The 12,760-nt window shown below is 59.2% G+C and carries 14 protein-coding genes; 2 read left to right on the plus strand and 12 right to left on the minus strand.

Translation table 11 applies throughout. The features are described from left to right. Positions 1-75: 75 nt before the first annotated feature. Positions 76-498 carry a hypothetical protein gene (locus ACIQUI_RS22385; RefSeq protein WP_403202794.1) on the plus strand — a complete coding sequence of 141 codons (423 nt, stop codon included), beginning with the start codon at positions 76-78 and terminating at the stop codon, positions 496-498. A gap of 71 nt (positions 499-569) precedes the next feature. Here the strand turns inward: ACIQUI_RS22385 and ACIQUI_RS22390 are convergent, their stop codons facing one another. Then, positions 570-1,118, minus strand: coding sequence for a single-stranded DNA-binding protein (locus ACIQUI_RS22390; protein WP_103448767.1), 549 nt, complete (start codon positions 1,116-1,118; stop codon positions 570-572). A gap of 9 nt (positions 1,119-1,127) precedes the next feature. Then, complete coding sequence (locus ACIQUI_RS22395; RefSeq protein WP_403202797.1) at positions 1,128-2,522, minus strand: MFS transporter; 1,395 nt, start codon at positions 2,520-2,522, stop codon at positions 1,128-1,130. 129 nt (positions 2,523-2,651) lie between these two features. Between ACIQUI_RS22395 and uvrA the strand changes: the two genes are divergently transcribed. Continuing rightward, positions 2,652-5,486 (plus strand): excinuclease ABC subunit UvrA, encoded by a 2,835-nt coding sequence (uvrA, locus tag ACIQUI_RS22400; RefSeq protein ID WP_403202799.1) that lies wholly within the window; start codon positions 2,652-2,654, stop codon positions 5,484-5,486. 134 nt (positions 5,487-5,620) lie between these two features. On the opposite strand, the gene bfr is transcribed toward uvrA, so the two are convergent. The 10 genes from bfr to rplO form a co-directional block, all read right to left on the minus strand. Then, positions 5,621-6,085 (minus strand): bacterioferritin, encoded by a 465-nt coding sequence (gene bfr, locus ACIQUI_RS22405; RefSeq protein WP_003257116.1) that lies wholly within the window; start codon positions 6,083-6,085, stop codon positions 5,621-5,623. Between the two features lie 163 nt (positions 6,086-6,248). Beyond that, positions 6,249-7,688, minus strand: a complete 1,440-nt coding sequence (locus tag ACIQUI_RS22410) for a catalase (RefSeq protein WP_403202801.1) — start codon at positions 7,686-7,688, stop codon at positions 6,249-6,251. A 172-nt stretch (positions 7,689-7,860) separates the two neighbouring features. After that, entirely contained in the window at positions 7,861-8,247 is a 387-nt protein-coding gene (rplQ, locus tag ACIQUI_RS22415) for a 50S ribosomal protein L17 (RefSeq protein ID WP_003255451.1), read from the minus strand. 42 nt (positions 8,248-8,289) lie between these two features. Next, on the minus strand, positions 8,290-9,291 hold the full coding sequence (locus ACIQUI_RS22420) for a DNA-directed RNA polymerase subunit alpha (protein ID WP_003255452.1): 1,002 nt from the start codon (positions 9,289-9,291) through the stop codon (positions 8,290-8,292). A 22-nt stretch (positions 9,292-9,313) separates the two neighbouring features. After that, positions 9,314-9,934, minus strand: coding sequence for a 30S ribosomal protein S4 (gene rpsD / locus ACIQUI_RS22425; RefSeq protein ID WP_012270238.1), 621 nt, complete (start codon positions 9,932-9,934; stop codon positions 9,314-9,316). Between the two features lie 15 nt (positions 9,935-9,949). Next, positions 9,950-10,339, minus strand: coding sequence for a 30S ribosomal protein S11 (gene rpsK, locus ACIQUI_RS22430; protein WP_012270237.1), 390 nt, complete (start codon positions 10,337-10,339; stop codon positions 9,950-9,952). An 18-nt stretch (positions 10,340-10,357) separates the two neighbouring features. Next, the gene (gene rpsM, locus ACIQUI_RS22435) at positions 10,358-10,714 is read right to left on the minus strand and encodes a 30S ribosomal protein S13 (protein WP_003255457.1); all 357 of its coding nucleotides are present in this window, start codon (positions 10,712-10,714) and stop codon (positions 10,358-10,360) included. A 131-nt stretch (positions 10,715-10,845) separates the two neighbouring features. Further along, positions 10,846-10,962 carry a 50S ribosomal protein L36 gene (gene rpmJ, locus ACIQUI_RS22440; RefSeq protein ID WP_002555468.1) on the minus strand — a complete coding sequence of 39 codons (117 nt, stop codon included), beginning with the start codon at positions 10,960-10,962 and terminating at the stop codon, positions 10,846-10,848. Between the two features lie 28 nt (positions 10,963-10,990). Then, positions 10,991-12,322 carry a preprotein translocase subunit SecY gene (gene secY / locus ACIQUI_RS22445; protein WP_003257108.1) on the minus strand — a complete coding sequence of 444 codons (1,332 nt, stop codon included), beginning with the start codon at positions 12,320-12,322 and terminating at the stop codon, positions 10,991-10,993. Beyond that, a complete protein-coding gene (gene rplO / locus ACIQUI_RS22450; RefSeq protein WP_003255461.1) occupies positions 12,323-12,757 on the minus strand; it encodes a 50S ribosomal protein L15 in 435 nt (144 codons plus the stop codon). Positions 12,758-12,760 lie beyond the last annotated feature (3 nt).

Here is a 12,760-nt window from a genome sequence, read left to right on the forward strand (position 1 = left end):
CATGCATTGACGTCGGACTTCGGCAGATTATACAGTTTGTATACATTATGATTTTGCACACAAGGAAGCACTGCAATGCGTGGACTACTCCCCATCGCCCTACTCGCCAGCACCTTCGCATCGCTGGCGTTTGCCGATACGCAAGGCATCACCTACGCCATCGAAAACCCGCTGCGCCCCGGTGCCAAGGCCGCCCACTGCCCCGCGCAAGCGCAGGTCGTCGATGGTTGCACCTTCCATAGCGTGGCCGGGGATACCTACTCTGCCAGGCTGGCAGTTGCCCCTGGGGAGACTTGGGTTGCCAGCACGCCGGACTCCGCTACTGTCGAGCTTCAGCCGCAAGCGCCAGCAGGCCAGGATTATCAGGTGATCCGAATCGTGCCTAATCCGGCGGTCAATGCCGATACCACTGTCACTTTCGACAAGCTCACTGGCGCACCCGGCGCCCAGAAAGTCATCGAGCGTCGCCGTATTAACGTAATGATTCATCCGGCCTGATTGGGCAAAAAAAAGCGAAGCCAAATAAATGGCTTCGCTTTTGGTGTTTGCTGCTTTGAAAAAGCGGTGAATCAGAACGGAATATCGTCATCGAAGCTGTCAAAGTCAGCTGCCGGCTGCGGTGCAGGCTGCTGCGGCGCCGGGCGCTGTTGCTGCTGCGGGCGCTGGGCCTGCTGACGAGGCGGCGCCTGGTTGTACTGTTGCTGCTGGCCGCCACCCTGGTTGTAGTTGCCGCCACCCTGGTTGTACGGGTCGCCGCCTTGCTGCTGACCCTGAGGACGGCCGCCGAGCAACTGCATGGTGCCGTTGATGTCGACGATGATCTCGGTGGTGTAGCGCTTGATGCCGTCTTTTTCCCACTCGCGGGTCTGCAGCTTGCCTTCGATGTAGCACTGCGAACCTTTGCGCAGGTACTCGCCGGCGATTTCGGCAACCTTGCCGAACAGCGACACACGGTGCCACTCGGTACGCTCGACCTTCTGGCCCGACTGCTTGTCGGTCCACTGCTCGCTGGTGGCCAGGCTCAGGTTGGTCACGGCGTTACCGTTGGGCAGGTAGCGGACTTCGGGATCCTGGCCACAAGTGCCGACCAGAATGACTTTGTTAACCCCACGGGCCATAACGTTCTCCTAGGCTTCGCACGCCGAAGAGGCTGGATTCACCAGTCGCTCGAGGGTCGCACGGTCCAAAATTTTCGTATCCAGTTTGATATAGATGGCGGCTTCTTCTGCCACCACAACGGCGTCGGTCACACCCGGCACAGCCATCAGGCGTTCAGTCAGGCCGGCTTCCCGGACTGCCTCTGGCGTCAGCGGCATGCGCAGGCTGGTCACATACGGCGGCTCGTTCATGCGCAAGGCGACGACCAGCCAGATGGCACACAGCACCGCGCAGCCCAGGAACACCATGTTCAGCCCGCCGTGCTGGAACAACCAGCCACCGAGGATTCCCCCCAAGGCAGCGCCGAGGAACTGGCTGGTGGAGTAAACCCCCATTGCCGTCCCCTTGCCACCTGCAGGCGACACCTTGCTCACCAGCGAAGGCAGCGATGCCTCCAGCAGGTTGAATGCGGTAAAGAATACCACGGTGCCAATCACCAGTCCGCGCAAACCGTCAGCCCACTCCCAGAAGTATATCTCTGTAAGCAGCAGGACACTGACAGCACCAGCCAACACGCGTTTCATCTTGCGCTTTTTTTCGCCGTAGATGATGAACGGGATCATTGCAAAAAATGAGATGAACAGCGCGGTCAGGTACACCCACCAGTGCTGCTCCTTGGGCAGGCCACCACGCTCGACGAAGGCCAGCGGCAATGCGACGAAGCTGGCCATGAGGATGGCGTGCAGGATGAAGATGCCCACATCCAGGCGCAGAAGGTCCGGATGGCGCAGGGTCGGGCCGATTGCCTTGCGTGCCACACCGGACTCGCGGTGTTGCAGGATGCTGTGGGTGTTGGGCACCACAAAGGCGATCAGCAGGATGCCGACCAGGGCAAGCCCTGCCGTGGCCAGGAACAATCCTGACAAACCATAGGCACTTGTCAGCAACGGGCCGACGACCATGGCGACGGCGAACGACAGGCCGATGCTCATGCCGATCATGGCCATGGCCTTGGTGCGGTGTTGCTCGCGGGTGAGGTCGGACAGCAGCGCCATGACCGCGGCAGAAATCGCCCCGGCCCCCTGCAAGATGCGCCCGGCAATCACACCCCAGATGGAGTCGGCCTGGGCCGCCAACACACTGCCCAGGGCAAAGATCACCAGCCCCAGGTAAATCACCGGCCGACGGCCGATGCGGTCGGAAATCATCCCGAACGGGATCTGCAATACCGCCTGGGTCAGGCCATAGGCGCCAATGGCCAGGCCGATCAGCGCAGGCGTGGCTCCGGCCAGGTCCATGCCGTAGGTGGCCAGTACCGGCAAGACCATGAACATGCCCAGCATACGAAAGGCAAAGACCAGGGCAAGGCCGCCAGCGGCGCGGGTTTCGCCGCCACTCATGCGCTCGTTGTGGGTGTCGTGCATGGATTAACCTCGTGTGAACCGGCGGCGATTCTATCAGTCCGACAGCTTGACGGCATCTACGCGACGCTTTGCCGCGCCATGCTGGCGCGCCGTATACTTCCTTGTTTATGCCCGCCAAGCGAGGCCGCAGTGGACAAGATCCTGATTCGTGGGGCACGTACCCACAACCTGAAGAACATCGACCTGACCCTGCCCCGGGACAAGCTGATCGTGATCACCGGCCTGTCCGGTTCCGGCAAGTCGTCCCTGGCGTTCGACACCCTGTATGCCGAAGGCCAGCGCCGCTACGTGGAATCGCTGTCGGCCTACGCCCGGCAGTTCCTGTCGATGATGGAAAAGCCCGACGTCGACACCATCGAAGGCCTGTCGCCGGCCATTTCCATCGAGCAGAAGTCGACCTCGCACAACCCACGCTCCACCGTCGGTACCATCACCGAAATCTACGACTACCTGCGCCTGCTGTATGCCCGCGTGGGTACGCCACGCTGCCCGGACCACGATATCCCGCTGGAGGCGCAAACGATCAGCCAGATGGTCGACCTGGTGCTGGAGCGCCCGGAAGGCAGCAAGCTGATGCTGCTGGCGCCGGTGGTGCGCGAGCGTAAAGGCGAACACCTGGCGGTTTTCGACGAACTGCGCGCTCAGGGCTTCGTCCGCGCCCGGGTCAACGGCAAGCTCTACGAGCTGGACGAGTTGCCCAAGCTCGACAAGCAGAAAAAGCACAGCATCGATGTAGTGGTGGACCGCTTCAAGGTTCGCGCCGACCTGCAACAGCGCCTGGCCGAATCGTTCGAGACCGCGCTCAAGCTGGCCGACGGTATCGCCCTGGTGGCGCCGATGGACGACGAGCCAGGCGAAGAGATGATCTTCTCCGCGCGCTTCGCCTGCCCGGTGTGTGGCCACGCCATCAGTGAGCTGGAGCCGAAGCTTTTCTCCTTCAACAACCCTGCCGGTGCGTGCCCGACATGCGATGGCCTGGGCGTGAAGCAGTTTTTCGACACCAAACGCCTGGTCAATGCCGAACTCACCCTGGCCGAGGGCGCGATCCGCGGCTGGGACCGGCGCAATGTGTACTACTTCCAGATGCTCGGTTCGCTGGCCGCGCATTACGGCTTCAGCCTGGAGGAGCCATTCGGTGAGCTGTCGGCCGAACACCAGAAGGTGATCCTGCAAGGCAGTGGCAAGCAGAGTGTCGACTTCAAGTACCTCAACGACCGTGGCGACATCGTCAAGCGCTCGCACCCGTTCGAAGGCATCGTGCCGAACCTGGAGCGCCGCTACCGCGAGACCGAGTCGGCCACCGTGCGTGAAGAGCTGGCCAAGTTCCTCGGCACCCAGCCCTGCCCGGATTGCCGTGGTACCCGCCTACGCCGCGAAGCGCGCCATGTGTGGGTGGGCGAGAAGACCCTGCCGGCGGTTACCAACCTGCCGATCGGTGAAGCCAGCAACTACTTCGGCGAGCTGACCCTGACCGGCCGCCGTGGCGAAATTGCTGCGAAGATCCTCAAGGAAATCTGCGAGCGCTTGCAGTTCCTGGTCAACGTCGGCCTCGATTACCTCACCCTGGACCGCAGCGCCGATACCCTGTCTGGCGGCGAGGCGCAGCGTATCCGCCTGGCCAGCCAGATCGGCGCCGGCCTGGTGGGGGTGATGTACATCCTCGACGAACCGTCCATCGGCCTTCATCAACGCGACAACGATCGCCTGCTGGCCACCCTCAACCACCTGCGCGACCTGGGTAACACAGTGATCGTGGTAGAGCACGACGAAGACGCCATTCGCCTGGCGGACTACGTGGTCGATATCGGCCCTGGGGCCGGTGTACATGGTGGGCAGATCGTGGCCGAGGGCACGCCACAGGAGGTCATGGACCACCCTGATTCGTTGACCGGCAAATACCTGTCCGGGCGCAAGAAGATTGTCGTGCCGGCCAAGCGCACACCACGCAACAAGAAGTTGCAGCTCAAGCTCAAGGGCGCACGTGGCAACAACTTGCAAAACGTCGACCTGGAAGTCCCGATCGGTCTGCTGACGTGCGTGACCGGGGTGTCCGGCTCGGGCAAGTCGACGTTGATCAACAACACCTTGTTCCCGTTGGCAGCCACTGCCCTGAATGGTGCAAGCACCCTGGAAGCGGCGCCGCACAGCAGCATGGACGGCTTGCAGCACCTGGACAAGGTGGTGGATATCGACCAGAGCCCGATCGGCCGCACCCCGCGCTCCAACCCGGCGACCTATACCGGTATCTTCACGCCAATCCGCGAGCTGTTCTCCGGCGTGCCGGAGTCACGCTCCCGCGGCTACGGTCCGGGGCGCTTCTCGTTCAACGTGAAGGGTGGCCGTTGCGAGGCCTGCCAGGGTGACGGCCTGATCAAGGTCGAGATGCACTTCCTGCCAGACATCTATGTGCCGTGCGACGTGTGCAAGAGCAAGCGCTACAACCGCGAAACCCTGGAAATCAAGTACAAGGGCAAGAACATCCACGAAGTGCTGGAAATGACCATCGAGGATGCCCGCGAGTTCTTCGACGCAGTACCGGCGCTGGCGCGCAAGCTGCAAACGCTGATGGATGTGGGCCTGTCGTACATCAAGCTGGGCCAGTCTGCGACCACACTGTCTGGCGGTGAAGCCCAACGGGTGAAACTGTCACGCGAGCTGTCCAAACGCGATACCGGCAAGACCCTGTACATCCTCGATGAGCCAACCACCGGCCTGCACTTTGCTGATATCCAGCAATTGCTGGACGTACTGCATCGCCTGCGCGACCACGGCAACACCGTGGTGGTGATCGAGCACAACCTGGATGTAATCAAGACCGCCGACTGGCTGGTGGACCTGGGGCCGGAAGGTGGTTCCAAAGGTGGGCAGATCATTGCCTGCGGCACGCCAGAAGAGCTGAGCGAGATGAAGCAGTCGTATACCGGGCACTACCTGAAACCGCTGCTGGAGCGGGACCGGGCCTGAGGACCATGGGGGCGCTTTGCGCCCCCATCGCGACACAAGGCCGCTCCTACAGGCGATCGCGTAAACCTTGGAGTTGCGCGATCGCCTGTAGGAGCGGCCTTGTGTCGCGATGGGCTGCAAAGCAGCCCCGCTATTTACATCTGCGATTGCAGGTAATTCTCCAGGCCAATGGCCTTGATCAGACCCTGCTGCTTCTCCAGCCAGTAGGTGTGATCTTCTTCGGTATCCGCCAATTGAGCACGGAGAATGTCACGGCTGATGTAGTCCTTGTGCAGTTCGCACAACTCGATGCCTTTGCACAGGGCGCCACGCACCTTGTACTCGAGCTTGAGGTCAGCCTCGATCATTTCCGGCACGGTACTGCCGACTTCGAGGTCGTCCGCACGCATGTCAGGGGTACCTTCGAGCATGAGGATACGCCGCATCAGGGCATCGGCGTGCTGGGTCTCTTCCTCCATCTCATGGTTGATACGCTCGTAGAGCTTGGACAGGCCCCAGTCTTCGTACATGCGCGAATGAATGAAGTATTGGTCGCGTGCCGCCAGTTCGCCCTTCAGCAGCGTGACGAGGTAGTTGATTACGTCCGGGTGGCCTTGCATCGCCCTGATTCTCCATATGAAAACGTCTATGCCACATAGTGTGAACCAGCTTTTGCCTACGGTCACTGAAAAACACGCAATTAGAAGCAAAAAATCGGTTAAACAGTAGTGATATTCATTGAAAAACCGCCCAAATGAGGGCGGTTCTGCTTATCACTTAGAGTTAGGCCAGATTGACGCCCAACGCCTTGGCAATTCCTTCGCCATAGGCCGGATCGGCCTTGAAGAAGTACAGCAACTGGCGCTGGATCACGTCTTCGCTGACACCTGCCATGGCCCCGGCAATGTTGCTGATCAACAGGGCCTTCTGCTCATCGCTCATCAGGCGGAATAGCGCGCCCGCGTGGCTGAAGTAGTCAGTGTCCTCGCGGTGATCGTAACGATCCGCCGCACCATCCAGGGCCAGCGCTGGCTCAGCGTGGCGTGGCGACTGCTTCGGCGCGTCGGTGTAGCTGTTGGGCTCGTAGTTCGGTGCGCTGCCGTAGCTGCCAGTGGCCATCGAACCGTCGCGCTGGTAGCTGTTTACCGGGCAGCGTGGCGCGTTCACTGGCAACTGCTGATGGTTGGTGCCTACACGGTAGCGGTGCGCGTCAGCGTAAGCGAACACCCGGCCCTGGAGCATGCGGTCTGGCGACAGGCCGACACCGGGGACCATATTGCTCGGGCCAAAGGCCGCCTGTTCCACTTCAGCGAAGTAGTTGAGCGGATTTCGGTTGAGTTCGAGCACACCGACTTCGATCAGCGGGTAATCCTTCTGCGACCAAGTCTTGGTGACGTCGAACGGGTTCTCGTCGCGGTTGGCCGCTTCGGCCTCGCTCATCACCTGAATGCACACGGTCCAGCGCGGGAAGTCGCCACGCTCGATGGCCTCGAACAGGTCACGCTGGGCGTAGTCCGGGTCGCTACCGGCCAGGCGTGCTGCGTCGGCCGGGGCCAGGTTCTTGATGCCTTGCTGGGTCTTGAAATGCCATTTGACCCAGGTGCGCTCGCCCTGTGCATTGATCAGGCTGTAGGTGTGGCTACCAAAGCCGTGCATGTGGCGATAGCCATCTGGAATGCCCCGGTCCGAGAACAGAATGGTCACTTGGTGCAACGCCTCGGGCGAGTGCGACCAGAAGTCCCACATCATCTGGGCATTCTTCAGGTTGGATTGCGGGTGACGTTTCTGCGTGTGGATAAAGTCGGGGAACTTGAGCGGGTCGCGAATGAAGAACACTGGCGTGTTGTTACCCACGATGTCCCAGTTGCCTTCCTCGGTGTAGAACTTGACGGCAAAGCCGCGTGGATCACGCTCAGTGTCCGCTGAACCACGTTCACCACCGACAGTGGAGAAGCGCAGGAAGGTTTCTGTCTGCTTGCCAACCTGCTCGAACAGCCTGGCGCTGGTGTAACCGCTGATATCGCGGGTTACGGTAAAAGTGCCATAGGCGCCCGAGCCCTTGGCGTGCACACGGCGCTCAGGAATGTTCTCGCGGTTGAAATGGGCAAGCTTCTCGATCAGGTGGAAGTCATCGAGCAGCAGCGGGCCGCGTGGGCCGGCAGAGCGGGAATTCTGGTTGTCGGCTACAGGTGCACCGCTGGCGGTGGTGAGAATCTTGCTCATGGGCTCTCCTTATCGGTCTTCAAACGCCGGCTAATCGGCTATGGAGAGAGTATTGACGAGCAAGGTTACAGGGACAAATTCATTACATGACTTGTATCAATAGAAATAAACAATACTTACAAGCACAAAAAACCGGGCACTAGGCCCGGTTCTTTGTAGCAGACAGAACGTCTTACTCAGCAGCTTCTACAGCACCGCCGACCGGACGATCAACCAGCTCGACGTACGCCATAGGCGCGTTGTCGCCAGCGCGGAAACCGCACTTCAGGATGCGCAGGTAGCCGCCCTGACGGGTGGCGTAACGCTTGCCCAGGTCGTTGAACAGTTTGCCAACAGCGGACTTCGAACGGGTACGGTCGAAGGCCAGACGACGGTTAGCAACGCTGTCTTCCTTGGCCAGGGTGATCAGCGGCTCGGCAACGCGGCGCAGTTCCTTGGCTTTCGGCAGGGTGGTTTTGATCAGCTCGTGCTCGATCAACGACACTGCCATGTTCTGGAACATAGCCTTGCGGTGAGAGCTGGTACGGCTCAGGTGACGTCCACTTTTACGATGACGCATGATTCATTCCTTACCAAACACTACGTTCGGTGATTACGACGATCAGGCGGTCGCCTTGTCGTCTTTCTTAAGACTTGCAGGCGGCCAGTTGTCGAGGCGCATGCCGAGAGACAGACCACGAGAGGCCAGGACGTCCTTGATTTCAGTCAGGGACTTCTTGCCCAGGTTAGGAGTCTTCAACAGCTCTACTTCGGTACGCTGAATCAGGTCGCCGATGTAGTAGATGTTCTCCGCCTTGAGGCAGTTGGCCGAACGTACAGTCAGTTCCAGGTCGTCAACCGGACGCAGCAGGATCGGATCGATCTCGTCTTCCTGCTCGACTACGACAGGCTCACTGTCACCTTTGAGGTCGACGAACGCGGCCAGCTGCTGTTGCAGGATGGTCGCAGCGCGGCGGATAGCCTCTTCAGGATCCAGGGTGCCGTTGGTTTCCAGATCAATGACCAGTTTGTCCAGGTTGGTACGCTGTTCAACACGGGCGTTCTCGACCACATAGGCGATACGACGCACAGGGCTGAACGAAGCGTCCAACTGCAGACGGCCAATGCTACGGCTTTCGTCTTCGTCGGTTTGACGGGAGTCGGCCGGCTCGTAACCACGACCACGAGCTACAGTGAGCTTCATGTTCAGGGCGCCGTTCGACGCCAGGTTCGCGATTACGTGATCGGGGTTGACGATCTCGACATCGTGATCCAGCTGAATATCGGCAGCGGTAACCACCCCCGAACCCTTTTTCGACAAGGTCAGCGTAACTTCGTCACGACCGTGCAGTTTGATAGCCAGGCCTTTCAGGTTCAACAGGATTTCAATTACGTCTTCCTGAACACCTTCGATCGCGGAGTACTCATGGAGTACGCCATCGATCTCGGCCTCGACTACTGCACAGCCAGGCATGGAGGACAACAGGATGCGGCGCAGCGCGTTGCCCAGGGTATGGCCGAAACCACGCTCGAGAGGCTCGAGCGTAATCTTGGCGCGGGTCGGACTGACCACCTGCACATCAATGTGGCGGGGAGTCAGGAACTCATTTACCGAAATCTGCATGGATGCACCTATTTTCTAGCCCTTACTTGGAGTAGAGCTCGACAATCAGGTTTTCGTTGATGTCGGCAGACAGGTCGCTGCGAGCAGGAACGTTCTTGAAAACGCCCGACTTTTTAGCAGCATCCACGTCAACCCACTCAACGCGGCCACGCTGGGCGCACAGTTCAAGGGCTTGAACAATGCGCAGCTGGGCCAGCGACTTCTCGCGGACCGCGACCACGTCACCCGGACGAACTTGGTAGGATGGAATGTTTACAGTCTTACCGTTGACGCTGATCGCTTTGTGCGAAACCAGCTGACGGGACTCGGAACGAGTCGAGCCGAAGCCCATACGGTAGACGACGTTATCCAGACGGCACTCGAGCAGTTGCAGCAGGTTCTCACCGGTTGCGCCTTTTTTCGAGGCAGCAGCTTGGTAGTAACCGCGGAACTGACGCTCCAGTACGCCGTAGATACGACGAACTTTTTGTTTCTCACGCAGCTGGGTGCCGTAGTCGGACTGACGGCCACGGCGCTGGCCGTGGATACCTGGGGCTGCTTCGATGTTGCACTTCGATTCCAGAGCGCGAACGCCGCTCTTCAGGAACAGATCGGTGCCTTCACGACGAGACAGTTTGCATTTTGGACCAATGTAACGTGCCATTCTTCTGTCTCCTGATTACACGCGACGCTTCTTCGGCGGACGGCACCCGTTATGCGGGATTGGCGTCACGTCGGTGATGCTGGCGATCTTGTAGCCGCAGCTGTTCAATGCACGAACGGCGGATTCACGACCCGGACCTGGACCCTTGACGTTGACGTCGAGGTTCTTCAGACCGTATTCCAGCGCAGCTTGACCAGCACGCTCAGCAGCAATCTGGGCTGCGAACGGGGTGGATTTGCGCGAACCACGGAAACCCGAACCACCGGAGGTCGCCCAGGACAAAGCATTGCCCTGACGGTCGGTGATGGTCACGATGGTGTTGTTGAAAGATGCATGGATGTGGGCGATGCCATCAACCACTGTCTTTTTGATTTTCTTACGAGGACGAGCAGCAGGTTTTGCCATGTCTATATTCCTGGGCGATTACTTGCGGATCGGCTTACGCGGGCCCTTACGGGTGCGTGCGTTGGTCTTGGTGCGCTGACCGCGAACCGGCAGACCTTTACGATGACGCAGGCCGCGGTAGCAACCCAGGTCCATCAAGCGTTTGATCTTCATGTTGATGTCACGACGCAGGTCACCTTCGGTGGTGAACTTCGCAACTTCGCCACGCAGGGTTTCGATTTGCTCGTCGCTCAGATCCTTGATCTTAGCGGCTGGGTTTACACCAGCGTCTGCACAGATCTTCTGTGCAGTTGTGCGACCGACACCATAGATGTAGGTCAGCGAGATAACAGTATGCTTGTTATCTGGAATGTTGACGCCTGCAATACGGGCCATTCAGTGGGACTCCAATTGACAGCTACCTACGCCCCGGAAGCCAAGAAATAGGGCGCGAGATAATATCGCTGTAGAAACGAATAATCAACCCAGCAGCACACTAGCTGCTGGGTTTGAAACGCAGATCACACTCAGCCTTGGCGCTGTTTGTGACGCGGTTCCGCGCTGCAGATCACTCGAACGACGCCTTCGCGACGGATGATCTTGCAGTTACGGCACAGCTTTTTCACCGATGCACGAACTTTCATTACCGACTCCTCGAACCTTAGGGGCGTATCAGCGCAGCAAACCGCTGCCACCGTAGCCTTTCAGGTTGGCTTTCTTCATCAGGGATTCGTACTGGTGCGAAACGAGGTGCGATTGTACTTGGGACATGAAGTCCATCACAACCACTACCACAATCAGCAACGAGGTCCCGCCAAGGTAGAACGGCACATTTGCTGCCACCACCAGGAACTGGGGCAGAAGGCAGACGGCCATCATGTAAAGAGCACCGAACATGGTCAGACGAGTCAGAACGCCATCAATGTAGCGTGCCGACTGCTCACCAGGACGGATACCCGGAATAAAGGCACCGGACTTCTTCAGGTTTTCCGCTACGTCTTTCGGGTTGAACATCAGCGCTGTGTAGAAGAAGCAGAAGAAAATGATCCCTGCACTAAACAGCAGAATGTTCAACGGCTGACCAGGAGCGATCGACTGCGAGATGTCCTGCAGCCAGCCCATACCTTCGGACTGACCGAACCAGGCACCCAGCGAAGCCGGGAACAGCAGAATGCTGCTCGCGAAAATGGCCGGGATAACCCCCGCCATGTTCACTTTCAACGGCAAGTGGCTGGTCTGCGCAGCGAAGACCTTGCGGCCCTGCTGACGCTTGGCGTAGTGAACGGCGATACGACGCTGACCACGCTCAATGAACACCACGAAACCGATAATCGCTACTGCCAGCAAACCGATAGCGACCAGGGCGAAAATGTTGATATCGCCTGTGCGCGCAGACTCGAAAGACTGCCCGATTGCTCTCGGAAGACCGGCAACGATACCTGCGAAGATCAACATCGAGATACCGTTGCCCACACCGCGCTCGGTGATCTGCTCGCCCAGCCACATCATGAACATCGCGCCCGCCACGAAGGTGGAGACGGCAACGACATGGAAGCCAAGACCTACAGAAAACGCCACGCCCTGGTTGGCCAGGCCAATGGACATGCCAATGGCTTGAACCAGTGCCAGGATAACGGTGCCGTAGCGGGTGTACTGGCTGATCTTGCGACGGCCAGCTTCACCTTCCTTCTTCAACTGCTCCAGTTGCGGGCTGACCGCCGTCATCAGCTGCATGATGATCGATGCCGAGATGTACGGCATGATCCCCAGTGCAAAGATGCTCATGCGCTCAAGCGCACCACCGGAAAACATGTTGAACAAGCTAAGAATGGTCCCCTCATTCTGCCGAAACAGATCCGCCAGACGGTCCGGATTGATGCCGGGAACCGGGATATGCGCACCTATCCGATAGACGATGATCGCCATGAACAGAAAGCGCAGACGAGCCCAGAGTTCCGACATCCCGCCCTTACCGAGCGAAGAGAGAGCACCTTGCTTAGCCATTTATTCCTCGAATTTGCCGCCAGCTGCTTCGATAGCCGCACGCGCACCCTTGGTGGCTGCGATGCCCTTGATGGTGACTGCGCGAGTAACTTCGCCAGACAGCATGATTTTCACACGCTGAATGTGCTGGTTGATCACGTTGGCATCCTTCAGGGATTGCACGGAGATCACGTCGCCTTCCACCTTGGCCAGCTCGGACAGACGCACTTCTGCGCGGTCCATGGCTTTCAGGGAAACGAAGCCGAACTTCGGCAGACGACGGTGCAGCGGTTGTTGACCGCCTTCGAAGCCAGGAGCGATCGAACCACCCGAACGGGAAGTCTGACCTTTGTGGCCACGGCCGCCGGTCTTACCCAGACCGCTACCGATACCACGACCTGGACGATGCTTTTCGCGACGGGAACCCGGCGCTGGACTCAGATCATTGAGTTTCATCGA

This window comes from Pseudomonas sp. NPDC090592 (genome assembly GCF_044769185.1).
In the GTDB taxonomy this organism is placed as follows: Bacteria; Pseudomonadota; Gammaproteobacteria; order Pseudomonadales; family Pseudomonadaceae; genus Aquipseudomonas.

Excerpts from the sequence above, each read along its gene's own strand:
- secY (WP_003257108.1), bottom strand. The coding sequence starts at position 12,322 with ATGGCTAAGCAAGGTGCTCTCTCTTCGCTCGGTAAGGGCGGGATGTCG.
- rpmJ (WP_002555468.1), bottom strand. The coding sequence starts at position 10,962 with ATGAAAGTTCGTGCATCGGTGAAAAAGCTGTGCCGTAACTGCAAGATC.
- ACIQUI_RS22385 (WP_403202794.1), top strand. The coding sequence starts at position 76 with ATGCGTGGACTACTCCCCATCGCCCTACTCGCCAGCACCTTCGCATCG.
- ACIQUI_RS22410 (WP_403202801.1), bottom strand. The coding sequence starts at position 7,688 with ATGAGCAAGATTCTCACCACCGCCAGCGGTGCACCTGTAGCCGACAAC.
- rpsD (WP_012270238.1), bottom strand. The coding sequence starts at position 9,934 with ATGGCACGTTACATTGGTCCAAAATGCAAACTGTCTCGTCGTGAAGGC.
- ACIQUI_RS22420 (WP_003255452.1), bottom strand. The coding sequence starts at position 9,291 with ATGCAGATTTCGGTAAATGAGTTCCTGACTCCCCGCCACATTGATGTG.
- ACIQUI_RS22395 (WP_403202797.1), bottom strand. The coding sequence starts at position 2,522 with ATGCACGACACCCACAACGAGCGCATGAGTGGCGGCGAAACCCGCGCC.
- rplO (WP_003255461.1), bottom strand. The coding sequence starts at position 12,757 with ATGAAACTCAATGATCTGAGTCCAGCGCCGGGTTCCCGTCGCGAAAAG.
- ACIQUI_RS22390 (WP_103448767.1), bottom strand. The coding sequence starts at position 1,118 with ATGGCCCGTGGGGTTAACAAAGTCATTCTGGTCGGCACTTGTGGCCAG.
- rpsM (WP_003255457.1), bottom strand. The coding sequence starts at position 10,714 with ATGGCCCGTATTGCAGGCGTCAACATTCCAGATAACAAGCATACTGTT.
- rpsK (WP_012270237.1), bottom strand. The coding sequence starts at position 10,339 with ATGGCAAAACCTGCTGCTCGTCCTCGTAAGAAAATCAAAAAGACAGTG.
- bfr (WP_003257116.1), bottom strand. The coding sequence starts at position 6,085 with ATGCAAGGCCACCCGGACGTAATCAACTACCTCGTCACGCTGCTGAAG.
- rplQ (WP_003255451.1), bottom strand. The coding sequence starts at position 8,247 with ATGCGTCATCGTAAAAGTGGACGTCACCTGAGCCGTACCAGCTCTCAC.